Raw genomic sequence first — 25,426 nt, 5'->3', positions numbered from 1 at the left:
CGAGACCCCGATCACCTGGGGGCGGCTCAGGAGGCCGCGCCCACCGAGCTGCCGGCGGTCAGATCGTCGATGTTGAGGTTCAGCAGCGGGTGCCTGCCGCTCAGCCCGGAGATGAGCTGCACGAAGTCCGCGGACGGCTCGTTCTTCTTCTCCGGGTCGACCATTTCCTGGGCGAGGCTGTAGTAGAACTCCTTGTACTTCGTGCGGTCGTAGAACCGCTCGACGAAGGTGCGGATCTCGTCGAAGAACCCGCTGTAGGCGGTCGCGTACCGCTTCAGCGCCTCCTTCTCGATCTCCGGGTGGTCGAGCACCTTGTCGATGACCTTCGACAGCGTGCTGGCGGCCAGCGTGGCCAGCGCGACGCCGGTGGAGAACAGCGGGTCGACGAACGCCGCCGAGTCGCCCACCAGGACCCAGCCGTCCCCGTGGAAGGTGTGGGACTGGTACGACCAGTCGCGGGCGCTGCGCCAGCCGCCGGACTGGCGCGCGTCGCGGAGCAGGTGCTTGAGCTTGGTACTGCGCTCGACCTCCTGCAGGAACAGCTCCTGCAGGGACGCGTCGGTCTTGCCGGCGGTCTCGGTCCGGGTCACGTACCCGACGCTCTGCCGGTCCTTGTCGATCGGGATCGCCCAGAACCAGCCCTCTTCGAGCCCCTCGATGAGGATGTTGGTCCACTCGTCGCCGGGCAGCCGGTCGCACCCGTCAAAGTACGTCCACACCGCGACGTTGCGCAGCTGGTCGTGCCAGGTGATCTCGGAGAACCGCCGGCTGAGCACGCGGGCCTGGCCGGAGGCGTCCACGACCAGGGACGCGCGGGCCTCCCGGACCGTCTTGTCGCCCTGGACGGTGTAGCGGACGCCGGTCACGCGGCCCGTCTCGTCCTGGATCGGCTCCTTGACCGTCGCCTCTTCCAGGACGTGCGCGCCCAGCTCCCGCGCCCGGTCCAGGACCACGGTGTCGAAGTCGGCGCGGCGGGTGTGGAACGCGTAGGCGTACGGGCCGCCCTTGATGAAGGAGAAGTTCCAGGGGATCTGCTCGTTGCCCCAGACCAGCGTGCCGCCGTACTTGCGCTCGAAGCCGCGCTGGTCGAACCGGTCGACGATGCCCAGCTCCTCCATGGGGCGCATCACGGCCGGGATGAGGGACTCCCCGATGTGGTAGCGCGGGAAGCGCTCGCGCTCGAGGACGAGCACGCTCCGCCCGTTCTTGGCGAGCAGCCCGGCGGCGGTCGCGCCGGCGGGCCCGCCGCCGATGACCACGACGTCGAATTGGTCAGGAATCCCGAAGAGATTGGAGGACATGCCGACCTTCCCTTTTTTCCGATGCGGTCGATTGGACGGTCCGGGTGAGTCCGGTCACACGGAGGGCCGTTGCCGTTTCCACTACTGTGCACCGAACCCTCTGGAGAAAATCTGTATCTTCTATGCACGAACTCGAAAGGAGGGCAGGCAGCGCGGGATCGAGCATTCAAGCAATTCGGGAGAAGACATCGCGGTGCCCCGTCCACACAATGAATGCCACGACTTCACCGCGTCCAGAAACCTCCCGGTAACCCCGTGGAGGGTCCTGGAAAAGGCACTGCCGGGTCGTGCGGAATCAATGACGGGCGTGTGAACGGCGCCCCGGAACGGCATCGCCCGGACGGGACCCCGACCCGGTCCCGGCCACGGTCACGGTCACGGTCACGGTCACCGCGCGTACACCCGTCACCGCGCGTACACCCGTCACCGCGCGTACACCCGTCACCGCGCGTACACCCGTCGCCTCACGTACGCCGCCACCTCACGCACACCGTCGGCGCGCGTACGCCGTCACCTCATACGCCGTCGGCACACGTGCACGGTCACCGCACGTGCGCCGCCACCTCACATACACCGTCCACCTCACGTACACGGTCGGCGTACGCACCGGTCAGCGCACCGGTCGGCGCAGTACCGTCAGCGCACGTAGGAGCCGGACGCCGCGCCGTTCGACCACGGCCCGCCGCCGGCGCCCCGGGACCGCTGGTAGTGCAGGACCCGGGCGCGCGCCGCCCGCTGCGAGTCCTCGGGCTCCTCCACCGCGCACTCGCCCGCGTAGGTGCCGAGCAGCGGATGGAACCGGAACGTGTCCCCGTCCTCCTCCAGCAGATGGTTGTCCACCAGCACGTCCAGGAGGCGCCGGGTGTCGGCGGGGACCCGCCCGGCCAGCGCCACGACCTCCGCGAACTCGACGGCCGGGGACCCGTACGCGCCCAGCAGCCGGTACAGCCGCGCCGCCTCCGCGGGCAGCGCCCGGTAGGAGGAGCCGAACACCGAGCGCAGCGTCGCCAGCGGGTCGTTCTCGACCGCCAGCCCGTCCAGCCGGGCCTGCCCCGGGGTGTAGCGCTCCACCAGTTCGGCCAGCGGCATCCGGGGGTCCGCGGTGAGCTGCTCGGCGGCCAGCCGGAGCGGCAGCGGCAGGTTCCCGCACATCTCGGCGATGCGCACCACGTCCTCGCGCTGCGCGGCGACCCGGTCGGCGCCGATGAGGTACGTCAGCAGCCGGACCGACTCCTCCAGCCGCAGCGGCGCCAGCGGCAGCCGGTGCGCGCCGTCCCGGGCCACCAGGCCGCTCAGCCTGCGCCGGCTGGTGACCAGCACGCAGGCCGGCCCGCCGGGGATCAGCGGGCGGAGCTGGTCGGGGTCCAGCGCGTCGTCCAGCATGATCAGCACGCGCCGGCCGTGCAGGACGCTGCGGTACAGCGCCGCCCGCCCGGACGGGTCGGCGGGTATCCGGTCCCGGCTCACCCCCAGCGTGTCCAGCAGCGAGGCCAGCGCCGCCGACGCGTCCAGCGGCTCGGCCGCCGGGTCGAAGCCGCGCAGGTCGACGAACAGCTGCCCGTCGGGGAAGTGCGCGGACAGCCGGTGCGCCGCGCTGATCGCCAGCATCGTCTTGCCCACCCCGGGCGGCCCGTCGATCACCACGACGGCCGGTTCGGCGGCGTCCCGGTCCCGCTCCGCGGTGACGAACTCGCGGAGCCGGGCCAGCTCGGCGGTCCGGCCCTCGAAGCCGCGCACTCCCGGCGGGAGCTGCGCCGGGCGCGGCGCCGCCGCGCCCGGCGGCGGCGCGACGGCGGCACCGGACGCCGCCGGCGCCGGGGCCAGGTCCGGATCGGCGCCCAGGATCTGCTCGTGCAGGCTCTGCAGTTCGGGGCCGGGTTCGATGCCCAGTTCCCGGGTGAGCAGCCGGTGCGTCTCCCGGTACACCGTCAGCGCGTGCGCCTGCCTGCCGCTCCGGTAGAGGGCCAGCATCAGCAGCCAGCGCAGCCGCTCGCGCAGCGGGTTCTTGGCCACCATGTCGGCCAGGGCCGGCTGCAGCTCGGCGTGCCGGCCGGCCTCCAGCATCGCCGCGCCCCACTCCTCCACGGCGGTCAGCCGCAGTTCCTGGAGGCGGGCGCGCTCGGTCTGGGCGAACGGGCCGGGCACGCTGGCGTACGCCTCGCCGCGCCACAGCGCGAGCGCCGCCCCGAACTCCCGCAGCGCCGTGTCGCGGTCCGTCGCGGGGCTGCGGGCGGTGGCCAGGTGCGCGGTGAACCTGCGCACGTCCACGCTCTCCGGGGGCAGCACCAGGGTGTAGCCGCCGCCCGCCGAGACGATCGTGTCCCCCGACTCCCGCCTGCTGCGCTGCGGCTCCAGCGCCTTGCGGAGCCCGGCGACGTAGGTGTGCACGCCGCCGGTCGCGCTCGCGGGGACGGTGTCGCCCCAGATCGCGTCGATGATCTCCGTGCTGCCCACCGCCTCGTTCAGCCGGGCGGCCAGCAGCCCGAGCAGCGCGCGCTGCTTGGGCGGTCCCAGCGCGACCTCGGTCCCGTCTCGCCAGGCGCGCAACCGGCCGAGCAGTTGCACCCGCACGGACGACTCCGTCGCTGACATGGTCATCCACCTCCCGATGTCGGCCGGAGCCCGGCAGCTCGTCGGGACGTCGGGACGGCACATCTACGACGACTGCGGACAGAGCAAGCGTGAATGGACAAAAACCTTCTGTCATCGCCCATATTGCGCTCACCCGGACCCCCGCCGGAGCGGGCGGAGGCCGCGGGTACCGGCCGTCCACGCGGTGAAAGCGAAATGTGCGTGCTCTGCCAGCACGGGGTGACAGCTTGGAACGGGGCAATCGTGCGGGGGGCGGCAGCATGCTCCGATCCCCGCCGATCACGACTACGAAAGGGATCGCGCGATGTTCTTCATCGAAATGTTCGTCCCGGAAGGCGTGCTCACGGACGCGCGGCGGGAGCTGATCGCCGAGCGGCTGGTGGCGCTGGAGGACCTGACCGAGGGCGAGTCGATGCACCCGGACTCGGCCGCGGTCGTCCGGCAGGTCATGCACGTGGTGGTCCACGAGCCGAAGACCTGGTGGACCGCGGACGGGCCGGTCGACAAGGCGCGCCCCCGCTTCGTCGTGCGCGCCCACGTGCCCAACGCATGGCGCAAGGACCTCAGCGAGTACCTCGTCCAGTTCTTCACCAGGATGATCGCCGAGACCGAGGACGACCCCGAGCGCCTGTACCGCGACCCGTTCTGCGAGGTGCACGTCGTCGGCGTCCCCGAGGGCGGGTACGGGCTGCGGGGCAAGGTCATGGAGTCGTCCGCGCTGATCCGGATGATCGGGGACCCGTACCGCAAGGCGCAGGAGGCGGGCGAGGTCCAGGCCCCCGAGGGCTCGTTCTACGACCCGATGTGCGGCGTGCTGGTGACGCGGGACGAGGCCGTCCTCCTGGAGCACGAGGGCACGACCTACGGGTTCTGCTGCAAGCACTGCCGCCAGCTCTTCGTCGAGGAGAAGCGCCAGGCCGCGGAGGCCTCCTCCTGACCGCCGGTCCGGGCGCCGGCGGCACGCCCTGACCACGCTCCGGGAACGCGCCGCGCACGCCGGAGGCGGCCCCGGCCGGGGCCGCCTCCGCGCGCGTCCGGGTCAGCCCGCGTCCGCCGAGCACATGGCCTGCAGGCACAGCAGCAGGTTCCGGGCCTGCTGGTTGAGGTAGTGGCTGTGCCGGTTCAGCTCGGCGAGCTGGCCGATCGTCACCCACCGGAAGTCGCCGTAGCCGTCCCCGGAGCCCTCGACGTCCACGTCGGTCTCCAGGATCACGTACCGGCCCGAGGCGCCCTGGAAGACGTCGCCGTGGTCGATCAGCGTCGTCTCGTAGCGGATCCGGGACGGCTCCGCGTTCTTCAGCTCCTCGAGGAAGCGCGGGTAGGCGTCCGGCGTCATCTGCTCGTAGAACGCGGGGATGCACTGCAGGCTCGGGCCGAACTCGCTGACGTCCACGTAGCCGCCCTCGAACACCGAGTTCACCAGGACGTGCAGCACCCCGTCGATGTTCCGGACGAGGAAGACCACCAGCGCGTCCGCGACCGTCCGGATCATCGGCTGGGTCCAGGAGTCGTCGCCGACGGTCACCTCGTTGCCGGAGACCCAGAAGAACTTGAAGTGGCCGTGCGCCAGCACGCCGTCGGCCAGCTTCCACATGTCGGCGTCGGCGAGGTTGATCCGCTCGACGTTCATGTCGCCGTAGGTACGGGCCCGGTTCAGCCAGCTCACGACCTCGGTGGTCCCGTGCAGCGCCGGGGCGTCCGGTTCGCACGACCGCAGCAGCGCGGCGCGGAACGCGTCGCCGTCCCCGGCGCGCTCCGCCCGTCCCGGTCCGGTGAACGGCAGGCACGACAGCACCGAGCACGCGCTCACGTTGAGCCTGCCCTCGGCGAAGAGGCCGAGGACCTGGCCGAGCGACAGCCAGCGGTGCCCGTCGCCGGCCTCCACGTCGTCGTCGGTCTCCACGACGACGTTGCGGTTGCGCTTGCGGAAGAACCACGACCCCTGCTCGGACTGGCGCACGTCCGCGACGATGCGGTGCGCGTCCGGTTCCGTGAAGTACTCGAGGTACGGCACGTTCTCGGCGCGGGTGCTCCAGGTGTCCTGCACGGTGGGGCCGAGCAGCACGCCGTCGGGGTTGCCCGGCTCCACCACGGCCTGCATCAGCAGATGCGGCACGCCGTCGAACTCCTTGAGCAGGATGCCCAGGGTCCCCATGTCCGGCTGGATGATGATCGGGTAGTTCGTGTGGGAGATGGAGCCGTGCACGGTGGCGTGCTTCTCCATCGCCTCGATGGTGAAGAACCCGCCGCTCGGGTGGCCGATCGCGCCGGTGTCCGGATCCACCGACCAGCCGTCGAGCGTGTCGAGGGGAACCTCCTTGACCTGCACCGGGGTGCGGTCCCGGACGTCCGACAGCCAGGCGCGGACCTCCTCGTCGGTCACCCGTGCCCCCGCCGCGGCGGCGGACGCGGCGAGCCGCTCCCACATCGGGCGGTCACCGGAGCGCCGCTCGGTCGCTGTTGTCTCCACGATGCTCTTCCTCCACGTGCTCGGGTGGACGGCCGGACGGCGGCTCAGCGCACGCCGGCGGGATGCGGGGTGTCGGAGGCGGCCGCGGGCGAGCGCCGCGCCGCGCGCAGCGCGCGGACCACGGTCGCCGGACGCATGATCGAGGCGGGCGGGGCGAGGAGGTGCTGCACCTCCATCATCACGTGGTGCGCCGGCGTCGAGACGTGGCTGGCCAGCATGATCCGGCGGACGTACTTGTTGAGCAGGTCGGTGCCCGGGGGCCGCTTCCCCACCGTCTCGGGGAACATGAAGTCGCTCCCCGTGGACAGCTGCCACGGGGCGTCGATCACCTTGCCCGCCGCCCGGTAGTAGCGGCGCGCCATCGCGGGGCTCGCGGCGCCGAACCGGTCCAGGCAGGCGCCCAGTTCCCGCGCCTCCATGGTGGCGACGGTCATGCCCTGCCCGTAGAGCGGGTTGAAGCTGCAGATCGCGTCGCCCAGCGCCACGTACCCGCCGGGCAGCCGGCTCAGCTTCTCGAAGTGGCGGCGGCGGGCCGCCGGGTAGACGAACTTGTGCCCGCCCTCGTCCAGCGGTTCGCTGTTCGCGAGCAGGTTCGCCATGTGCGGGTCGGGCAGGCCGGCGGCGAACTCGGCGAACCCCTCCGGGTCGGCCGGGGCGTGCGCGCGGTGCCAGCCGCCGAGCGTGATCATCCAGCGGTCGCCCTCGACCGCGAACGCCGCGGCGGCCCGCTTGTCGTGCGGCGGGACGCACGACATGAGGAACAGCATGCCGCCGTCCTCGCGCAGCGCGTCCCCGGGCTTGCGGCGCAGCAGCCGGGTGGTGTAGCCGACGTCGATCTTGACGGTGGTGACCTCGGGTGCGGGGCAGCCCAGCGGTTCGAGCCATCGGTCCGAGCGGCCGGCGGCGCGGCCCGTCGCGTCCACCACGAGGTCCGCCGCGATGCGCTCACCGCCGTCGAGCTCGACGCCGTGGACCTGGCCGGTGACGCCGTACAGGCCGTTGACGGCGGTGCGGTCCCGGATCGTGACGTTCGGCAGGTCCGCCACCCGCCGCCGGATCGACAGTTCCAGGAAGGCGCGGCTGACGCTGATCCCGCGCATCCCGCTGCGGTAGCGGGTCCGCAGCGCGCCCATCTGGTAGAAGAGCAGGTCGTAGCCGGGGTCGAACGGTACCGCGCCGGCGGTGATCAGCTCGTCGGCCAGGCCGGGGAACATCTCCTCCAGGCGCATCCGGCCGCTGATGAGCAGCGCGTGCGCGTGCCCCATCTGCGGCACCCCGCGCCGGTCCGCCGGTTCGTCCGGCAGCACGTCGCGGTCCAGCACCGTGACCCGCTCGTAGCGGCCGGACAGTTCGCGGGCCGCCGCCAGCCCCCCGATGGATCCGCCCATGACGACCGCATGCTCACCGATGATGGCCACGGTTCCTCCTCGATCGATGTCCGCGTGCGGCAGGCCGCCTCTCCGAGGATTCTCAGCGGGCGGGCGGGAGGTGTCTTCTCCCCGGTTGCGGGACCTGCGCCGAGGCCCCTCCGGCACCCGCGGCGGGCGGGCCGGGAGGCACCGGCGCGGGGCGCACGCGGAACGGGCCGCCCGCCTCCGTGTCCGGGAGGCGGACGGCCCGTGGCCGCCGGACGGTCGAAGGGACGTCAGCCGCGCCGGCCGTCCGGGCGACGGCGCCGCGGCCGCGAGGCGGTCGCCAGGGGGAGCGGCTCGCACGCCACGCCGCGGTGCGGACGCTCGGCGCTCGCGGCCTTGAGGTCGTTCCAGTCCAGCTCGATCGGCACGACCGCGCCGGGGACGGTGCGCAGCGGCCCGACGAGCGTGGTTGCGGCGGGCAGGGGGCCGCACTCGCCGTACGCCGGACGGACGGCGACGTACCACTGGCCGGGCGGAACGTGCGCCAGCCGGGCGCCGCGGTGCGGGTGCTCGCCCGAGCAGAACCGCACCGGCCCGCCGCCGCCCGGCTCCGCGCCGCCCGGCTCGTCGGCGGACGGCTCCGCCGCCGGGATCGCGGTGAGGTGCAGGGCGTGGGGCTGGGGGCCGCGGTCGCCGGCCGTCACCATGATCGAGGCGTGCAGGAACGGCCAGCCGTCCAGTGCGCCGCCGAACCCGTCGCCGCCCTCCCCCAGCAGGGAGTGCCGCCGGTACCGGCCGGGCGGTACCCCCAGGATCCGGTTGAACCTCGTGGTGAACGTCCCGAGGCTGGCGCACCCGACCTCGACGGAGATGTCGGCCACGCTGGCCTGGCTGCACAGCAGCCTGCGGCGTGCCGCCTCCAGGCGCATCGCACCGAGGTAGCGCGTCGGCGGGAAGCCCGTTTCCCTGCAGAAAAGCCGTGACACGTAGTACGGGCTCAGGCCGGCCATTGCCGCCATATCCTCGAGCGACAGGTCCTCATGGTATCTGGCCCGTATCCCCGCGACGACCTGAGCGATCTCCGACCGCACCGCCTATTCCCCCCTGCCGACCAATACCTCAACGTATCTGATTTGAACCGAGCCTAACGTGCAACGTCAAGGGGCCATGGAGACTCCCAAAGAAAAGCTATAGAAAACGAAGAGACCGAAGCAATACGTTGACTTTGCGTAACCATCTCTTAACACAGATACCTCGATTTCGCTTTTCGGTCGACATATAATCTCGATAATTGATGGACCGAAACCCATAGAGAGGTCCGGTCCTCCGTATTTCGGGCCGCCATAATTTACCTGAATCATCGAGACGGCCCTCCTCGAGGCGTCACGATGAGGCGTCAAGCGAGCACATACAGTTAAACGTGAACCTTCCTCACGGGTGGCCGCAGCCGCCGTGATCGCCCTGCGCGCCGCCGAATCGGGCAATATCGGAGATGGTCCCACGACCCTGCTGCCGCACAATGGGGCCATGCCTCCGAAGCCGGCACCACCAAAACGGTGAACACCGTTTACGGTACGTCCGTACCGGTGGAATGCATAAGGCCGCGGCGGCAGCTCGAATTGAAAGGCGGCCGACGGAGGGAGTTTCCATGCATCAGATCGATCAAGCTCGGACCGGCGAAGAGAGCATCGAAGCGGTGCTCGTCGGGGGGCCCGACGACATTCCCGAAATCGCCCGTAGAATGCGGGCGCCGGCGGCGACCACGAAACTCAAGCTGTCCCACCGGGGCGGTTACGAGCATTTCGAGGTGGACGGGCGTCCGGACGGGAGCCCCCGCCCGACCGTCTTTACCTGGACCACCCGGACCGAGGCCGCCGAATGACCGGCCGCCGATAACCGGACGGCCGGTCGGCGCGGCGCCGCCCCGCCGACCGGCCGTCCGGCGGGGCGGTCACTCCACGATCCGCGCGGCGTCGCGCACCCGCTCGACCAGCACCGCCTGCCGCAGGATCGGCGCCGCCGTCCCCGCCCGCCGCCCGCCGGACCGGGCGGCGGCCGCGAACGCCTCGATCGCGTTGCGGACCTGATGGTCGGGCGGCAGTGAGAGTTCCGTGACGCGGTCCTGCTGCTCGATCCGGACCAGCGGCCGGTGGTGCTCCGGCGGCGTGAACGCCCTGGGCACCCTGAGCAGGCCCCGGTCGCCCCACAGCGCGCAGTCGCTCCGGTAGGCGTGCTCGAACCCGAAGTCGAGTTGCGCGGTGACTCCGTCCGGCGAGCACAGCAGCACGCTGCCCGCGACGTCCACGCCGGTCGCCGGGTCCAGGCGCAGGCACGCGCCGAGCACCGCCAGTTCCCCGGGCAGGTAGAGCTGGGCGGCGCGCAGCGGGTAGACGCCGACGTCCAGCAGGGCCCCACCGCCCAGTTCCGGGTCGTACCGGTACGACCCCGGATCCAGCGGCGGGATCCCGAAAGAGCTGGACAGCGTCCGCAACGTCCCGATCTCCCCCTGCTCGACCAGGTCGCGGACGGCCCGGTGCTGCGAGTGGTGGAGGAACATGAAGTTCTCCACCAGCGCGAGGTCCCGCCGCCGGGCCAACTCCACCAGCTCCGCGGTCTGGACGGCGTCGACGCACAGCGGCTTCTCCGCGAGCACGTGCTTGCCCGCCTCCAGGGCGCGCCGCGTCCACGCGTGGTGCAGGGCGGGCGGCAGCGGCACGTACACGGCGTCGATGTCGTCCCGTTCCAGCAGCGCCTCGTACCCCGCCTCGGCGGCGCACCCGAACCGGGCCGCGACCGCGGCGGCCCGGTCCGCGTCCCGCGCCGCCACCGCCACCAGGTCCACCGCGTCCGTCCCGGCCATCACCGGCAGCATCCGCCGCACCGCGATGTCGGCACAGCCGACGACTCCCATGCGCACGACGTCCTCAGCCACCGCCGCCACCCCTTCCGTCGATCACGTCCGCCGATGTCCGGCGCGGAGAAGGTAACCGCCGGGCGGCGAGCCGGACTCGAAGATCCATGGAGCCGGTGGGCCCGCGGGCCCCAAAGCCCGGCGGCGGTGCTCCACCCCGCGTCGCGCACGCCTTCAGCGGCGTTGGATCCGGCCGCGAGACGTCCGGCGCACACTGCCGGGCATGGACGCGATCAGGACGACCGGCGGCCCGCGCCGCGCCGCGGCCCGCCGGGAGCCGGCCACATGAACGCTCCGCGCGCCGTCGCTCCCGAGCCGTCCCTCGCCGAGCGGCTCGCCGTGTCCGCGCGGCATCCCGGCGACGCCGCCCCGGCGGAGGTGCGGGCCTGGCTGGCCGGCACCGCGGCGCGCGCCCGCATGCGGGTGGACCGGGTCCCGCTCGAAGAGGTGGACGGCTGGAGCCGCGACCCCGTGACCGGCGACCTGGGCCATCGCAGCGGCCGCTTCTTCACGATCACGGGACTGCGCGTGCGGGATCCGGACGGCCCCGTCCCGGAGTGGACCCAGCCGATCATCGACCAGCCCGAGGTCGGCGTCCTCGGCATCCTGGTCAAGGAGTTCGACGGGGTGCTGCACTTCCTGATGCAGGCCAAGGTCGAGCCCGGCAACCACGGCGGCCCGCAGCTGTCGCCGACCGTCCAGGCCACCCACAGCAACTACACGCGCGTCCACCAGGGCTCCGCCGTCCCCTACCTGGACCACTTCACGGACGCCTCGCGCCCGCGGCTCGTCGACGTCCGGCAGTCCGAGCAGGGCACCCGGTTCCTCCGCAAGCGCAACCGCAACATGGTCGTGGAGGCGGCCGGCGACGTCGAGGTGCTCGACGGCTTCCGCTGGCTCACGCTCGGCCAGGTGCACCGGCTGCTGGAGATGGACGACGTCGTCAACATGGACGCCCGCACGGTGCTGGGCTGCCTGCCGTTCACCGACGGGCCCGCCCCGCACGGCGGCGCCGCGGGCCGGACCGCGTTCGGCGCCGCGCTGCTGCGCTCCTGCGACCCCGAGGCCGGGGCCCTCCACCCGATGCCGGACCTGCTGAGCTGGATCACCGAGGCGCGCACCGCGAGCGGCATGCGCGCAGAGCCGGTCCCGCTGGCCGAGGCGGACGGCTGGGAGGCGGCCGGCGGCGCCATCGCGCACCGCACCGGCCGGTTCTTCTCCGTCATCGGCGTCCACGTCACGGCGGGCGCGCGCGAGGTCGGCCGGTGGGGCCAGCCGCTGGTGGCGCCCGCCGGGACCGGCGTGATCGCGTTCCTGGCGGCCCCGATCGACGGCGTGCTGCACGTGCTGGTGCGGGCCGCCGCCGAGCCCGGCTTCGTGGACGTGGCGGAGCTGGGGCCCACCGTGCAGTGCACGCCCGAGAACCACGCTCACCTGCCCGCCGCGGCGCGCCCGCCGTTCCTGGACGAGGTACTGGCCGCCGACCCCGACCGGATCAGGTTCGGCGCCCTGCTCTCGGAGGAGGGCGGACGCTTCCACCACGCCCGCAACCGGTACCTGGTCGTCGAGACGCGAGCCGGCCGCGAACCACCGGGATTCCGCTGGGCGGCCGTGCACCAGCTCGGTGCGCTCGTCCGCCACAGCCACTACCTGAACGTCGAGGCCCGCACGCTGCTCGCGTGCCTGCACAGCCTCACGTCGGCGCCGGGAGGTGCGCGATGAAGGGCGTCATCCTGGCGGGCGGCTCGGGTTCGCGGCTGCAACCGGCCACGCTGGTGGTCTCCAAGCAGCTGCTGCCGGTCAGCGACAAGCCGATGATCTACTACCCGCTGTCGGTGCTCATGCTGGCGGGGATCCGCGACATCCTGATCATCTCGACGCCGGACCACCTGCCGCTGTTCCGCCGGCTGCTCGGCGACGGATCCCGGCTGGGGCTGCGGATCGACTACGCGGCCCAGGCCGAGCCGCGCGGGCTCGCGGACGCGTTCCTCGTCGGCGCCGACCACATCGGGGACGACTCGGTGGCGCTCGTCCTCGGCGACAACATCTTCCACGGCTACTCGTTCTCCGAACTGCTGGAGACGGCCGTCGCGGACGTCCAGGGATGCGTGCTGTTCGGCTACCCGGTCACCGACCCGGAACGCTACGGCGTCGGCGAGGTCGACGCCGCCGGGCGGCTGCTCTCGATCGAGGAGAAGCCGAGCCGTCCCCGCTCCAACCGCGCGATCACCGGGCTGTACTTCTACGACAACGACGTGGTCGACATCGCCCGGAGCCTGGCGCCCTCCCCGCGCGGGGAACTGGAGATCACCGACGTCAACCTGGCCTACCTGGCGCGCGGCCAGGCCACACTGGTGGACCTCGGGCGCGGATTCGTGTGGCTGGACGCCGGGACGCCCGAGGCGCTGCTGGCCGCCGGCCAGTACGTCCGCACCATCGAGGAACGGCAGGGGGTCCGCATCGCCTGCATCGAGGAAATCGCGCTGCGGAAGGGCTTCATCGACGCCGACACGTGCCATCGGCTGGGCGCGGAAATCGCCAATTCCAGCTATGGCCAGTACGTGATGGCCATAGCGAAGGAACTGGTTCAGTGAGGCCCGGAAAAACCGCGGGCGTCAGCCTCGGGAACTCCCGTTGGCCATCGCGACGGGACGCTGGTGCTGCGACCGCCGGGCCCGCTCCGCGGGCACCAGGACCTCGTAGTGCAGGCGCTGCAGCTCCGGCGACGGTTCCAGGCCGAGTTCGGTGTCCAGCCGTATCCGCAGGTTGTGGTAGGCCTGCAGCGCCTCGGCGCGCCGGCCCGCCCGGGTCAGCGCCTCGATGAGCTGGCCGTGGAACCACTCGTGCAGCGGGTAGCGGGTCACCAGCGACCGCAGCTCACCGATCAGGTCCCGTCCCCGGTCGAGCTGGACGTCGGCCGAGATCCGCAGTTCGAGCGCACGGATCCGCTGTTCCTGCAGGTGCACGGCGTGGGCGCTGAGCAGCGGCCCCTGCGTCACGTCGGCCAGCGGCGGTCCCGTCCACAGGTCGAGCGCCTGCCGCAGCCGCTGCGAGGCGTCCTCGGCCCGGCCGCCGTCGAGCATCCGGCGCCCCTCGGCCACGTACCGCTCGAACAGGCACGCGTCCAGCTCCGCCGGATCGATCCGCATCTGGTAGCCGCACGGCTGCGTGGACAGCGGTTCCGAACCGGACCGCTCCCGGCCGAGGGCCTTGCGCAACTGGTAGATGTAGGTCTGCACCGTGGTGGAGGCGCTCTTCGGCGGCGCGTCCCCCCACAGTTCCCGGACGACCGATTCGTTCTGCACGAGCCGGCCGGTCCGCAGCAGCAGCAGGGCGAGCACTTGGCGCACTTTCGGCGCGGTCAGCGTGCACACCCGCCCGTGGTCGGTTATCTCAAGGCTTCCGAGGACCTTGAAACGCACCATCGAGCGTCCCTCTCCATTGGATGCGAGCATGGCCAGGTCATCACGCTGCCCGCACTTCAAGAATGGGTTGCCCTCCGGCGCACTGTCTTCGCTCAGATTGCTCTTTGCCCGCACCGGCTCCGGCCGCCGCGACTCCATTTCCCGTTCATTTCCGTTACCTGGCGTTCCAGTAACGGCCGGGTGCGAAGATCAGCGCCGCGGCCCCGACGAGGCCCGCGGGCTGCCCGAGCTCCGCCGGGACGATCTCCAGCGGGCGCGCGAAATCCATCCGGGCGTGCGCGTCGAACGCCTCCCGCAGCGGCTCGAACACCAGCGGCCCGGCCTGCGACACCCCGCCCCCGATCGCCACCACCTCGAGGTCGCACAGATGCGTCGCGGACGCGATCGCGACGCCCAGCGCCCGGCCGGCCCGGCGCATCGCCGCGACCGCGACCGGCGCGCCGTCCCGCGCGTCCGCCGCCAGCTCCACCCCGGTCCCGGGCTCCCCCGGCCGCCAGCCCCGCTCGCGCGCCCACGCCACGAGGCCCGGACCGCGCGCGACCGCCTCCAGGCACCCGCGCCCGCCGCACCCGCACGGCGGGCCGTCCGGATCCACGATCACGTGCCCGATGTGCCCCGCGTTCCCGCTGGCACCGTCGACGAGCCGGCCACCGAGGACCAGCCCCCCGCCGACACCCGTCGACACCACCATGCCCAGCACGTTCGCGCGCCCGCGCCCCGCGCCCCGCCAGTGCTCCCCGACCGCCACGCAGATCGCGTCGTTGTGCACCCGGACGGGCAGACCCGGGTGCCGCTCGCGGAGCCGGTCGCGCAGCGGGAACCCGCGCCAGGCGGGGATGTTCAGCGGCGACACCGCGCCCTCGGGCCACGTCATCGGGCCGCCGCACCCCACCCCGACACCGGTGATCGCGGGCCCGCCGCCCTCCGCCACCACCTTGTCGAGGAGCGCGTCGAGCGCCCGCCACAGGTCCTCGGCGCCGCGGCCGGGCTCGTTCGGCGTCGGCACCCGGTCGTAGGCGACGACGCGCCCGGCGCCGTCCACGAGCGCCGCCGCGAGCTTCGTCCCGCCGATGTCGATCGCGAGGACGATGCCGCCGGGGGGAGCGGGATCGGTCACGCGCGCTCTCCCGAACGGCCGAAGGCGAGGATCGACGCCGTGAACCCGTGCACGTGGTTGCGTCCCGACACCGGGCCGATCTCCCCGGCCGCGAAGAACCCGCCGACGCCCGCCGGGCCGAACGCGCGGTCCAGCACCTTCGCGTCATGGTCGGAGTCGGGGAACATCGACTTCCCGCGCCCGTTGCAGGAGAACAGCAGCGCGCCCTCGACCGGCGCCATGTCGAACCGCTCGAGCAGCGCCGCGAGATCCTCCTCCGCCGCGCCCGCGTCCCGCACCTGGAACCGGACCGTGCGGCCCACGTCCACCACGTCCCCGATCGCGATGGCGCCGTTCTCGGTGTCGGCCCCGACCACCCCCCGCACGAGGAAGTCACCGTGCTCGTGCTCGTCGGCGTACTCGTCCATCGCGACGCCGATCAGCAGCCCGCGGCCCGCCATCTCCTGCTCGTCGTCGGGCAGCCCAACGACGATCTCCTCGAGCTTCTCCAGCGCCGGGGTGCCCGCCAGCTCGTACAGGACGTTCTCCTCCGCACGCGTCACGACCATGTCGGGCCCGATCGGCCGCGCCCCCTGGCTGACCAGCGTCGCCGCCGCCACCGACCCGCCGATCACGACCCCGACCGCCCCGTCGGAGTGGACCTCGCCGTCGATGAACAGCCGCACCGTCCCCGGGCCGCTGCCCTCCGCGAGCCCCCCGACCAGCGGCAGCCCCGGCAGCGCGTCGTCCGAACGTTCGACGAACGCGTCCACGGGGAAGCTGTACGGATCGGTGAGCAGCACGCCCACCACGTCGTCGTCCTGCCCCTCGGGCATCCCGACGACGATCAGCCGATCGTCCGAGCGCAGCGTCTCCAGCCGGAACGGGTCGATCCGCGCGTCCGGCAGCACCGCCGCCCACGCGCTCACCGCCCCAGTCTCCTCCACGCCCCGCCCGGCGCCGATCACCCCGGCGCCGCTGCACCCGATCATCACCGCGGGCCCCGCCGCCAGCGCCGCCCCGTGCGCCGCCGCCTCGATCTCGTCGGGGTCCTCGCCGGAGATGAACACGCAGACCAGGTCCGGCGCCGCGCTGAGCGGCGCCAGCGCCTCCTCCACCGCCGTTACGGCGGCACTGGACAGATCCGGGCCGACAGCCAGCCCATCACCGAACCGAGCCATAGCGCCTCCTTGTCCACCCAGGGGGGCGACCCCCTGGAACCCCCGTCAGTCGCCGGGCGATCCTCGCGTGCTGTTGCAAGACATCGTGTCCCCTTCGGCGATCGTACGCACGCTCCGGTCGCCCGGCTCCCCGCTTCGCGCGACCTCCGGCGCGGGGCGCCTACGGCCGCGCGAAGCGTGCCCGTGGTCGGGGTCGCCGGCCGAGTGATCGTCATGCGGGCCTCCGAGAAACGAGCCACACGAACCATCCAGTCCACGACACCCGTACCCCAGGCAGACCACAGCAAGCGAACGCATGCAGACCCCCACGACTTCGCGGGTGACGCACCGGACGCGTAAGGACCCCAGCACCTCGACGTGGAACGAGCCTTCGCCGAGGGTCCGCCCCAGACGCGGGAAGGTACCCGGACCCGGCAACCCCACGCAGGCCCGCGCGAACGACCGCATGCAGCCGCCTGCAGGATCGGCGCGGCGGGCGACCGCACCGCCTCGACGCAGGACGAACATGCACGAGGGCCCGGCACCCAGACACACGAACCATTCGGACCGCCCCACCCCCGGCAACCCCCGCAAACGACCCATGCAGCCGCCTGCAAGGTCGAAGCTCACGCGCCGGGCGACCGCAGCGCCTCGGCGAGTGCTCACCGGGCCCCGGGGGCCCCCAGCCGGGCGCGAGGACCGTCCGGCGCGAGGAGCGGGACGACCGCAGCGTGCGTACGCGTGCCGCACGGCACACGGTCTCTCGCAACAGCACGCGAGGATCGTCCCGCGACAATCCGGAGGGGGCTTGGGGGGCGCTCCCCCAAACAAACAACGCGTGGGACGAGCGTGCATGGGGGCCTGCACCCAAACGCGAAACCCCATCCGGACCCACCAACCCCCAAGTGGGCCCCAGCAAGCGAACGCATGCAGCCGCCTGCAAGGTCGAAGTCCACGCGCTGGGCGACCGCAGCGCCTCGGCGAGTGCTCACCGGGCCCCGGGGGCCCCCAGCCGGGCGCGAGGACCGTCCGGCGCGAGGAGCGGGACGACCGCAGCGTGCGTACGCGTGCCGCACGGCACACGGTCTCTCGCAACAGCACGCGAGGATCGTCCCGCGACAATCCGGGGGGCTTGGGGGGTCGCTCCCCCAAGTAAATAACGTAGTGTCGATCTCGTGCGTGCATCCACACCTCGCGAGACCACGGTGGGCGAGCTGCGCAACAGCGGTCACGTCCAGCGTCCGGTGAAGGCAGAGATCCGGCGCAACCTGCTCGACCGGCTGAGATCGGGCGAGCCGCGGTTCCCCGGGATCCTCGGGTTCGACGAGACCGTGCTTCCCCATCTGGAACGGGCGCTGCTCGCCGGGCACGACCTGGTGCTCCTGGGCGAGCGCGGGCAGGGCAAGACGCGGCTGATCCGCACCCTGGTCGGCCTGCTGGACGAGTGGACGCCGGTCGTCGCCGGCTGCGAGATCAACGACCATCCGTACGAGCCGGTGTGCGTGCGGTGCCGCAGGCTGGCGGACGAGCTGGGCGACGGGCTGCCGGTGGCGTGGCGGCACCGGGACGAGCGGTACGGCGAGAAGCTCGCGACGCCCGACACCAGCGTCGGCGACCTGATCGGCGACGTCGACCCGATCAAGGTCGCGGAGGGCCGGACGCTCGGCGATCCGGAGACCGTGCACTTCGGGCTCGTCCCGCGGACCAACCGGGGCATCTTCTCGATCAACGAGCTGCCGGACCTCGCGGAGCGGATCCAGGTGGCGCTGCTGAACGTGCTCGAGGAACGGGACGTGCAGATCCGCGGGTACGCGCTCCGGCTGCCGCTGGACGTGCTGCTGGTGGCCAGCGCCAACCCCGAGGACTACACCAACCGCGGCCGGATCATCACGCCGCTGAAGGACCGGTTCGGCGCGGAGATCCGCACCCACTACCCGCTGGAGCTGGACGCCGAGCTGGCGCTCATCCGCCAGGAGTCCGACTTCGCCGACCTGGGCGGGGTGCCCGCCGAGGTGCCCGACCACCTGGTCGAGGTGATCGGGCGGTTCACCCGGCTGGTCCGCGAGTCGACGGCGGTCGACGGGCGGTCCGGGGTGTCGGCGCGGTTCGCGCTGGCGGGCGCCGAGACGGTCGCGGCGGGCGCGGTGCGCCGGGCGGCGCTGACCGGCGAGGACCACGCGGTGGCGCGGGTCTGCGACCTGCCGGCGGTGGTGCCCGCGCTGCTGGGCAAGGTGGAGTTCGAGGTCAGCGAGGAGGGCCGCGAGCAGGAGGTGCTCGAGCATCTGCTGCGGCGGGCCGTCGCGGAGACCTACCGGCGGACGCTGGGCGCCGCCGATCTGAGCGGGCTGCTCGACAAGTTCGACGCGGGCGACAGCGTCGAGTCGGGCGAGCTGGTGGCGGCGTCGGAGCTGCTGCGCCGCGTCGGGCAGGTCCCGGGCCTCGCGCGGATGATGGAGCGGCTGGGGATGTCCGGGGAGTCCCCCGGGCAGGCGGCGGCCGCGCTGGAGTTCGCCCTGGAGGGGCTGTTCCTGACCCGGCGGCTGTCGAAGGACGCGGCCGACGGGACATCCACCTACCGCACCTGAGGGCTGCCGATTTGGGGGCGCGACTGTGAGCGGATACCGGTACGGCGCGTACGAGGACGGGCCCGACCCGCTGGCCCCGCCCTACGACGTCCGCGGCGCCCTCGACGCCGTGGGCGACGCGGTGCTGGACGGGACGCGGCCGGGCGACGCGCTGCGGGACCTGCTGCGGCGGGGGCTGCCGGGCCGTGACGGGCGCGGGCTCGACGACCTGCTCCGCGACGTGCGCGAGCGGCGCCGGGCGCTGCGGGACCGGGGCCGGCTGGACGGCACCCTGGAGCAGGCGCGCGCGCTGCTCGACACCGCGATCGGGCAGGAGCGGGCCGAGCTGTTCCCCGACCCGTCCGACGACGCGCGGCTGCGCGAGACCGAGCTGGACGCGCTGCCGGACGACACGTCGCAGGCCGTGCGGCGCCTCTCGAACTACGAGTGGAAGTCGGGCGCGGCGCGCGAGACGTTCGAGCGGCTGAAGGACATGCTGCGCAGCGAGGTGCTGGACGCGCAGTTCCAGGGCATGAAGCAGGCCCTGCAGAGCCAGGATCCGGCGCAGATGCAGCGCGTCAAGGACATGATGTCCGCGCTGAACGCGATGCTGGAGAAGGACGCCCGCGGCGAGCACACTCCCGAGGATTTCGACCGGTTCATGGACGATTACGGGGATTTCTTCCCCGACCGTCCGGAGAACCTCGAGGAGCTGGTGGACGCGCTGGCGCGGCGGGCCGCGGCGATGGACCGGCTGCTGGCGTCGCTGAGCCCGGAGCAGCGGGCGGAGCTGGCCGGGCTGATGGACGAGGCCATGAAGGACGCTGGCCTCGCGATGGAGATGACGCGGCTCGGGGACTCGCTGCGCGCCCGGCGGCCCGACCTCGGGTGGGGCGGCGCCGAGCCGATGACCGGTGAGGACCCGCTCGGCATGGGCGACGCGACGTCCGCGCTGGCGGAGCTGGCGGATCTCGCGGAGCTGGAGGCGGCGCTCGGGCAGGAGTATCCGGGCGCGCGGCTGGACGACATCGACGAGGACGCGGTGCGGCGGGCGCTGGGCCGCCGCGCGGTGGACGATCTGCAGGCGCTCCGGCGGATCGAGGCGGAGCTGGAGCGGCAGGGCTACCTGCGGCGGAACCGGGGCAAGCTGGAGCTGACGCCGAAGGCGGTGCGGCGCCTCGGCGAGACGGCGCTGCGGCGGGTGTTCTCGCAGCTCGCGTCGGGCCGGCCGGGCGACCACGACCAGCGGGACGCCGGGCAGGCGGGCGAGCTGACCGGGTCGAGCCGCCCGTGGCGGTTCGGGGACGAGCAGCCGCTGGACGTCGTCCGGACGGTGAGCAACGCGGTCCGCCGGAGCGCGATGAACGGCCTGTCCGCGCCCGTGGCCCCGGCCGTCCCGGCCGAGGTCGCCGATCCGGCCGGCGGTGTGCGGTCGGACATCGTGCCCGGCCCGCGGCCCGTCCGGCTGGGTGTGGACGACTTCGAGGTGCACGAGACCGAGCGGCGCACGGGCGCGGCCGTCTGCCTGCTGGTCGACCTGTCGTACTCGATGGTGCTGCGCGGGACGTGGGCGGCGGCCAAGCAGACGACGCTCGCCCTGCACACGCTCGTGACCAGCAAGTTCCCGCAGGACGCGATCCAGATCGTCGGGTTCTCGAACTACGCGCGGACGCTGCAGCCCACGGAGATGGCGGGGCTCGACTGGGACATGGTGCAGGGCACGAACCTGCACCACGCGCTGATGATCGCGGGCCGCCATCTGGACCGGCACCCGGACTTCGAGCCGATCGTGCTGGTGGTGACGGACGGCGAGCCGACCGCGCATCTGCGGCCGGACGGGCGCTCGCTGTTCGACTACCCGCCGTCGACCGAGACGCTGGTGCTGACGCTCGCGGAGGTCGACAAGATGACGCGGCGCGGCGCCGGGATGAACTTCTTCATGCTGGCCGACGACCGCCGGCTGGTGTCGTTCGTGGAGGAGGTCGCGCGGCGCAACGGCGGCCGGGTGTTCGCGCCGGACGCGCAGCGGCTCGGCGAGTACGTCGTGAGCGACTACCTGCGGGTGCGGCGCGGCCGCAGGTAGCGCCCCGCTACGCGGACGGCGGCCGGCCGGGTGCGTGGAGGGCGAGGAAGCCGGTGACGGCCGTTTCGGCGTGCTCGGCGATCTCCGCGGCCGTCGGCGCCTCCTCGCCGAGCAGGACGCGTATCTGGGTGTCGCGGACGACGAGCCCGTACAGCGTCCGGTACGCCTCCCCGGGGTCGGGGGCGTGCACGATCCCCGCCGCGTGCAGGCGCTCCAGGTAGTCCTCGACGAGCGGGCCGATGCGGTGCCGTCCCGATGACAGCAGGGTGCGCGCCAGCGACGGGGAGGCCATCGCCGCGCGGTTGAGCGTCACCGAGGACGGGCCGGTCAGCAGGGTGAGCAGGCCGGTGGCGTAGGCGACGAGCGCGCGCCGGGCGGTGCCGGGCGTGACGTCCCGGTCCCCGACCAGGGCGACGAGCCGCGCGGCCGAGGCGTCGGCGTTGGCCTCGATCAGCGCGGCGATGAGCCCTTCCCGGTCGCCGAACCACGCGTACAGGGTCTCCTTCGACGCCCCCGCGCGGGCGGCGACGTCGCTCATCGTCGCCCGGTCGTACCCCTGCTCGGTGACGACCGACAGCGCGGCGTCGAGCACCTCGGCCCGACGACGCTCCCGTTCGGCCGCGGGCAGCCTGCCGCGACGCCGTCCCGTCTGCTCTGCCATGTTGACAAGCGTAACAGCCGGTTCGGATACTGAAAACGTACGCATGAGTTCGGTTCTATCGGAGGGAGGCCGCCGTGACGGGACGGCGGATCGATGCGGCGCTCGGGGCGGGGATCGCCGCGATCATGTTCGGCGGCGCGGTGTTCGGTTTCTTCTACGCCTGGGTGTGCTCGACCATGTGGGGCCTGGACGACGCGGATCCGCGCGTGGCGATCGCGGCGATGCAGTCCATGAACGCGTCGGTGCGCAACGCCGTGTTCTTCCCGGCGTTCTTCCTGACCCCGGCGGTCATGGCGCTCGCGGCCGTCCTCGCCCTACGGGCCCGGCGGCGCGCACCGGCCGTGCTGCTGGCGGTCGCCGCCGCCGTCTACCTGGGCGGCGGCCTGCTGCTGACGATGCTGGTGAACGTCCCGATGAACGAGGACCTCGCCGCCGTCGCGGTCCCGGCCTCGGCCGAGGAGGCCCGGCGCGTCTGGGCGGACTATTCGGGCCGCTGGCAGCTCTTCAACCAGATCCGCACGGTGGCGAGCGGCGCGAGCCTGCTGCTGGCCGCCGTGGCCCTCGCCCGCCTGCGCCGGGACGGCCGTCCGGCGACCTGACGCGGCCGTTCGGGCCGCCTCCGCCACGGCTCCGGTCCACAGGCCATAGGGTCGGCGTCATGTCGACTTCCGACCACCTGCTGCTGATCCTGCACATCGGCTTCGCGATCTTCACGCTGGGACCGCTGACCGCCGCGACGATGTCCACGCCGCGCTACATCCGCAAGCGCAACACGTCGGTCGTCCGGTACCTGAACCGGACCACGCAGATCTACGGCGTGGCGTGCCTGGGCGTCTTCCTGTTCGGCATCTTCCTGGCGAACGGGCAGTTCGACCAGGTGTGGCTGTCGGCGTCTATGACGCTGTTCATCGTCGCGCTGGTGCTGCTGCTGATCGTGGACCGGGACCAGCGCCGCGCGGTGCACCTGCTGGAGGCCGCGGGCGCCCCCGCCCCCGCCTCTGCACCGGCCGAGGCCGCGGACGGCGGGGAGAAGCCGAAGGTCGAGAAGACCGAGGAGGCCGAAAGGCAGGAAGCGCGGGAGGCCGTCCGGGAGGACGCGCCCGGCGCGGACGTCGCGCAGGTCGAGCGCGGCCGGATCGCGGCGCTGTCCGGCGTGGTCGCGCTGATCTGGCTGGTGATCCTGGTGCTGATGGTCTGGAACGGCTGACCGGCGCCTGGAGCGGAGCCCTGGCGGAGCGGAAGGCGCCGGTCAGCCGTTCCAGGGGCTGTGGGGGGTCGTCCCCCCACAATGACACTGACCGGCGCCTGGAGCGGAGCCCTGGCGGAGCGGGAGGCGACGGTCAGCCCGCCGTTCCGGCGGGTGGGGGGCCTCCCCCACCATGACACTGACCGGCGCCTGGAGCGGCGTCAGTCGTCGGTGGCGCGCTGGGTCGGGAGGGCGCTCGGGAGCTCGACGGGCGGTTCGTCGTCGTCGCCCTCGTCGTCCTCGCCGACCGGGGCGCCACCGGACGGTTCCGGGGCGAGGTGCCGCTCGAGCCACTCGGCGATCGTCGGGTAGGCGTCGGGGTCGTTGAGCAGCTCGGCCGCGTGCCCGGCCCCCTCGACCGTCTTGATCGTCGCCTCGATCCCGGCGGCGCGCAGCGCGGTCGCCAGGCCGCGGCTCTCGGCGACCGGGACGAACTCGCTCGTCCCGTGCATGAACAGCATCGGGGCGTCTCCGGCGGAGACGTGGGTCTCGGACTTGGCGTCGGCGAGCAGCCGCCAGCAGCGCGACCCGGCGGCGGACTCGGCCGGGTCGCAGCCGAGCAGCTCGACGACGGCGCGGCGCAGCTTCTGCTGCCGGTGGTCGGCGGTGGGCGCGGCGCCGTCGGTGTAGGCGAGCTCGGGGTCGTTCGGCGGGGACAGGGCGACCACGCCGCGGACGCGCTCGCCGCCGTCGCCGTAGGTGCCGAGCTGGGTGGCGAGGTGCCCGCCGGAGGACGAGCCGATCACGACGACGCGCTCGGGGTCGGCGTTCCAGCGGGCGGCGTTGGTCTTGAGGAAGTTCAGCGCCGCCGCCACGTCGGTGCGCTGGGCGGGCCACTGCGCGGCGGGCGCGAGCCGGTAGTTCGTCGCCAGGACGACGTAGCCGTCGGCGACGAGGCGCCGCGCGAAGTACTCCCAGGCGCTCTTGTCGCCCTGCAGCCAGTAGCCGCCGTGCACGACCAGGACGGCCGGACGCGGCGCGGTGCCGCGCTCGGACGTCGTCCAGTAGGCGTCGACCTGCTGCCGCTCGCCGGGGCCGTACGGGTAGGTCTCGGTCTTCGGCAGCTCGGGCGTCACCATCACGGCGCTGGCGGTGACGGTGCCGTCGGCCGTGGAGCCGGCCGGGGCCTCCGGCTCGGCGGGCGTCCCCGGTGCCTCCGGCGTCTCCGGCGCGTCCGACGGGCCGGTCGTGGCGTCCGGCGCCGGGGTGGACGGTGCGGGCGTGGCCGTGGGGCCGGGGGCCGCCGCCTGCGCCGTCAACGGGACGGCCACGGCCGACGCGCACGTCGCCGCGAGAGCCGCGCTGAACACCACTGCCTTGCGCACCCGGGACCCCTTCGCACCTGGAAACCTGGCGCGCTCATCATAGATGTTTTGATCAAGTTCGGCGCGGGAAGGGTGGTTCGTTCAGCTCAGTGCCGTTTCGAGGTCGCGGAGGAGATCTCCGGCGTCCTCGATGCCGACGGAGAGCCGCACCAGGTCGGCGGGCACCTCCAGGGGCGATCCGGCGGCCGACGCGTGCGTCATCCGGCCGGGGTGCTCGATGAGCGACTCGACCCCGCCGAGCGACTCGCCCAGGGTGAACAGCTTCGTCCGCTCGCAGACGCGGACGGCCGCCTCCTCCGACTCCATCCGGAAGGAGACCATGCCGCCGAACCCCTTCATCTGCTTGGCGGCGATCTCGTGCCCCGGGTGCTCGGGCAGCCCCGGGTACAGGACCCGCCGGACGGACGGGTGCCGCGTGAGCATGTCGACGACCCGTTCGGCGTTCGCGCAGTGCCGGTCCATGCGGACGCCGAGGGTCTTGATGCCGCGCAGCGTCAGCCAGGCGTCGAACGGGCCCGCGACCGCGCCCATCGAGTTCTGGTTGAACGCGAGCCGCTCGCCGAGGGCCGGGTCCGCGACGATCAGCGCGCCGCCGACCACGTCGGAGTGCCCGCCGATGTACTTGGTGGTGGAGTGCACGACGACGTCGGCGCCGAGCTCCAGCGGGCGCTGCAGGTAGGGCGAGGCGAAGGTGTTGTCGACGACGAGCAGCGCGCCGGCGTCCCGGGCGACCGAGGCGAGCGCCGCGATGTCGGCCACGCCGAGCAGCGGGTTCGTCGGCGTCTCCACCCAGATGATCCGCGTGTCCGGACGGACGGCGGCCCGCACCGCGGCGACGTCCCCGAGCGGCACCGGGTCGAACGCGACGCCCCACGGCTCGGCGACCTTCGCGAACAGCCGGTAGGTGCCCCCGTAGGCGTCGTTCGGGATGATCACGTGGTCGCCCGGGCGGCAGACCGTGCGCAGCAGCGCGTCCTCGGCGGCGAGCCCGGACGCGAACGCCAGTCCCCGCACGCCGCCCTCGATCTCGGCGAGGCATACCTCCAGCGACGTACGCGTGGGATTCGCCGATCGCGAGTACTCGTAGCCGCCGCGCAGGCCCCCGATGCCGTCCTGCTTATAGGTCGAGACCTGGTAGATCGGCGGCACGACCGCCCCCGTGACGGGGTCCGGCTCCTGACCGGCGTGGATGGCCACCGTTTCGAAACCCAGGTGAACGTCGTTGTCCATGGGGACG

General features: G+C 72.9%; 20 protein-coding genes. 8 read left to right on the top strand and 12 right to left on the bottom strand.

Features of this window, described 5'->3' with window-relative positions; genetic code table 11:
• Positions 1-26: 26 nt before the first annotated feature.
• Positions 27-1,301: an NAD(P)/FAD-dependent oxidoreductase gene (locus F7P10_RS30215; protein ID WP_151014447.1), complete on the bottom strand. Its 1,275-nt coding sequence runs from the start codon at positions 1,299-1,301 to the stop codon at positions 27-29.
• Between the two features lie 636 nt (positions 1,302-1,937).
• On the bottom strand, positions 1,938-3,893 hold the full coding sequence (locus F7P10_RS30210) for a BTAD domain-containing putative transcriptional regulator (RefSeq protein ID WP_151014445.1): 1,956 nt from the start codon (positions 3,891-3,893) through the stop codon (positions 1,938-1,940).
• Positions 3,894-4,197: 304 nt separating this feature from the next.
• On the opposite strand from F7P10_RS30210, the gene F7P10_RS30205 reads away from it, so the two are divergent.
• On the top strand, positions 4,198-4,830 hold the full coding sequence (locus tag F7P10_RS30205) for a YHS domain-containing protein (RefSeq protein WP_151014443.1): 633 nt from the start codon (positions 4,198-4,200) through the stop codon (positions 4,828-4,830).
• Positions 4,831-4,932: 102 nt separating this feature from the next.
• On the opposite strand, the gene F7P10_RS30200 is transcribed toward F7P10_RS30205, so the two are convergent.
• The 3 genes from F7P10_RS30200 to F7P10_RS30190 all read right to left on the bottom strand — a co-directional run bounded on the left by F7P10_RS30200 (position 4,933) and on the right by F7P10_RS30190 (position 8,728).
• A complete protein-coding gene (locus tag F7P10_RS30200; protein WP_151014441.1) occupies positions 4,933-6,363 on the bottom strand; it encodes an NDP-hexose 2,3-dehydratase family protein in 1,431 nt (476 codons plus the stop codon).
• A gap of 44 nt (positions 6,364-6,407) precedes the next feature.
• Complete coding sequence (locus tag F7P10_RS30195) at positions 6,408-7,781, bottom strand: NAD(P)/FAD-dependent oxidoreductase (RefSeq protein WP_218040183.1); 1,374 nt, start codon at positions 7,779-7,781, stop codon at positions 6,408-6,410.
• Positions 7,782-8,008: 227 nt separating this feature from the next.
• A complete protein-coding gene (locus F7P10_RS30190) occupies positions 8,009-8,728 on the bottom strand; it encodes a helix-turn-helix transcriptional regulator (protein ID WP_176611715.1) in 720 nt (239 codons plus the stop codon).
• A gap of 638 nt (positions 8,729-9,366) precedes the next feature.
• Here F7P10_RS30190 and F7P10_RS30185 point away from each other — a divergent pair.
• A complete protein-coding gene (locus tag F7P10_RS30185) occupies positions 9,367-9,600 on the top strand; it encodes a DUF5988 family protein (RefSeq protein WP_151014437.1) in 234 nt (77 codons plus the stop codon).
• Between the two features lie 69 nt (positions 9,601-9,669).
• Here the strand turns inward: F7P10_RS30185 and F7P10_RS30180 are convergent, their stop codons facing one another.
• Positions 9,670-10,650, bottom strand: coding sequence for a Gfo/Idh/MocA family protein (locus tag F7P10_RS30180; RefSeq protein ID WP_254716099.1), 981 nt, complete (start codon positions 10,648-10,650; stop codon positions 9,670-9,672).
• Between the two features lie 264 nt (positions 10,651-10,914).
• Between F7P10_RS30180 and F7P10_RS30175 the strand changes: the two genes are divergently transcribed.
• Together F7P10_RS30175 and rfbA are read left to right on the top strand one after the other, a co-directional pair.
• Positions 10,915-12,351 carry an NDP-hexose 2,3-dehydratase family protein gene (locus tag F7P10_RS30175; protein ID WP_151014435.1) on the top strand — a complete coding sequence of 479 codons (1,437 nt, stop codon included), beginning with the start codon at positions 10,915-10,917 and terminating at the stop codon, positions 12,349-12,351.
• Positions 12,348-13,223 (top strand): glucose-1-phosphate thymidylyltransferase RfbA, encoded by an 876-nt coding sequence (gene rfbA, locus F7P10_RS30170; RefSeq protein ID WP_151014433.1) that lies wholly within the window; start codon positions 12,348-12,350, stop codon positions 13,221-13,223. The genes F7P10_RS30175 and rfbA overlap by 4 nt, the downstream gene beginning before the upstream one ends.
• Before the next feature lie 21 nt (positions 13,224-13,244).
• Here rfbA and F7P10_RS30165 read toward each other — a convergent pair whose 3' ends face one another.
• The 3 genes from F7P10_RS30165 to F7P10_RS30155 all read right to left on the bottom strand — a co-directional run bounded on the left by F7P10_RS30165 (position 13,245) and on the right by F7P10_RS30155 (position 16,331).
• Positions 13,245-14,054, bottom strand: a complete 810-nt coding sequence (locus tag F7P10_RS30165; protein WP_151014431.1) for an AfsR/SARP family transcriptional regulator — start codon at positions 14,052-14,054, stop codon at positions 13,245-13,247.
• 154 nt (positions 14,055-14,208) lie between these two features.
• On the bottom strand, positions 14,209-15,171 hold the full coding sequence (locus F7P10_RS30160; RefSeq protein WP_151014429.1) for an ROK family protein: 963 nt from the start codon (positions 15,169-15,171) through the stop codon (positions 14,209-14,211).
• Positions 15,168-16,331: an FIST N-terminal domain-containing protein gene (locus tag F7P10_RS30155; protein WP_151014427.1), complete on the bottom strand. Its 1,164-nt coding sequence runs from the start codon at positions 16,329-16,331 to the stop codon at positions 15,168-15,170. The genes F7P10_RS30160 and F7P10_RS30155 overlap by 4 nt, the downstream gene beginning before the upstream one ends.
• A 1,154-nt stretch (positions 16,332-17,485) precedes the next feature.
• Here F7P10_RS30155 and F7P10_RS30150 point away from each other — a divergent pair.
• Positions 17,486-18,895, top strand: coding sequence for a sigma 54-interacting transcriptional regulator (locus F7P10_RS30150; protein ID WP_151014425.1), 1,410 nt, complete (start codon positions 17,486-17,488; stop codon positions 18,893-18,895).
• A 25-nt stretch (positions 18,896-18,920) separates the two neighbouring features.
• On the top strand, positions 18,921-20,957 hold the full coding sequence (locus tag F7P10_RS30145; protein WP_151014423.1) for a hypothetical protein: 2,037 nt from the start codon (positions 18,921-18,923) through the stop codon (positions 20,955-20,957).
• A gap of 7 nt (positions 20,958-20,964) precedes the next feature.
• Here F7P10_RS30145 and F7P10_RS30140 read toward each other — a convergent pair whose 3' ends face one another.
• Positions 20,965-21,618: a TetR/AcrR family transcriptional regulator gene (locus F7P10_RS30140; RefSeq protein ID WP_151014421.1), complete on the bottom strand. Its 654-nt coding sequence runs from the start codon at positions 21,616-21,618 to the stop codon at positions 20,965-20,967.
• 74 nt (positions 21,619-21,692) lie between these two features.
• On the opposite strand from F7P10_RS30140, the gene F7P10_RS30135 reads away from it, so the two are divergent.
• Both F7P10_RS30135 and F7P10_RS30130 read left to right on the top strand, forming a co-directional pair.
• Positions 21,693-22,217, top strand: coding sequence for a DUF1772 domain-containing protein (locus F7P10_RS30135; RefSeq protein ID WP_218040182.1), 525 nt, complete (start codon positions 21,693-21,695; stop codon positions 22,215-22,217).
• A 59-nt stretch (positions 22,218-22,276) separates the two neighbouring features.
• Positions 22,277-22,825, top strand: a complete 549-nt coding sequence (locus tag F7P10_RS30130; RefSeq protein WP_151014419.1) for a hypothetical protein — start codon at positions 22,277-22,279, stop codon at positions 22,823-22,825.
• A 200-nt stretch (positions 22,826-23,025) separates the two neighbouring features.
• Here F7P10_RS30130 and F7P10_RS30125 read toward each other — a convergent pair whose 3' ends face one another.
• Both F7P10_RS30125 and F7P10_RS30120 read right to left on the bottom strand, forming a co-directional pair.
• A complete protein-coding gene (locus tag F7P10_RS30125) occupies positions 23,026-24,189 on the bottom strand; it encodes an alpha/beta hydrolase (protein ID WP_254716098.1) in 1,164 nt (387 codons plus the stop codon).
• A gap of 81 nt (positions 24,190-24,270) precedes the next feature.
• Positions 24,271-25,419 (bottom strand): cystathionine gamma-synthase, encoded by a 1,149-nt coding sequence (locus tag F7P10_RS30120; RefSeq protein WP_151014417.1) that lies wholly within the window; start codon positions 25,417-25,419, stop codon positions 24,271-24,273.
• Between the last annotated feature and the right edge of the window lie 7 nt (positions 25,420-25,426).

It is taken from the genome of Actinomadura sp. WMMB 499, assembly GCF_008824145.1.
In the GTDB taxonomy this organism is placed as follows: domain Bacteria; phylum Actinomycetota; class Actinomycetes; order Streptosporangiales; family Streptosporangiaceae; genus Spirillospora.
The sequence above is the reverse complement of the archived record's forward strand: the minus strand, read 5'-3'. Positions and strand labels throughout refer to the sequence as shown.

Coding starts and splice junctions, on each gene's coding strand:
- F7P10_RS30215 (WP_151014447.1), bottom strand. CDS start 1,301: ATGTCCTCCAATCTCTTCGGGATTCCTGACCAATTCGACGTCGTGGTC.
- F7P10_RS30210 (WP_151014445.1), bottom strand. CDS start 3,893: ATGTCAGCGACGGAGTCGTCCGTGCGGGTGCAACTGCTCGGCCGGTTG.
- F7P10_RS30205 (WP_151014443.1), top strand. CDS start 4,198: ATGTTCTTCATCGAAATGTTCGTCCCGGAAGGCGTGCTCACGGACGCG.
- F7P10_RS30190 (WP_176611715.1), bottom strand. CDS start 8,728: ATGGCCGGCCTGAGCCCGTACTACGTGTCACGGCTTTTCTGCAGGGAA.
- F7P10_RS30185 (WP_151014437.1), top strand. CDS start 9,367: ATGCATCAGATCGATCAAGCTCGGACCGGCGAAGAGAGCATCGAAGCG.
- F7P10_RS30175 (WP_151014435.1), top strand. CDS start 10,915: ATGAACGCTCCGCGCGCCGTCGCTCCCGAGCCGTCCCTCGCCGAGCGG.
- rfbA (WP_151014433.1), top strand. CDS start 12,348: ATGAAGGGCGTCATCCTGGCGGGCGGCTCGGGTTCGCGGCTGCAACCG.
- F7P10_RS30165 (WP_151014431.1), bottom strand. CDS start 14,054: ATGGTGCGTTTCAAGGTCCTCGGAAGCCTTGAGATAACCGACCACGGG.
- F7P10_RS30155 (WP_151014427.1), bottom strand. CDS start 16,331: ATGGCTCGGTTCGGTGATGGGCTGGCTGTCGGCCCGGATCTGTCCAGT.
- F7P10_RS30140 (WP_151014421.1), bottom strand. CDS start 21,618: ATGGCAGAGCAGACGGGACGGCGTCGCGGCAGGCTGCCCGCGGCCGAA.
- F7P10_RS30130 (WP_151014419.1), top strand. CDS start 22,277: ATGTCGACTTCCGACCACCTGCTGCTGATCCTGCACATCGGCTTCGCG.
- F7P10_RS30120 (WP_151014417.1), bottom strand. CDS start 25,419: ATGGACAACGACGTTCACCTGGGTTTCGAAACGGTGGCCATCCACGCC.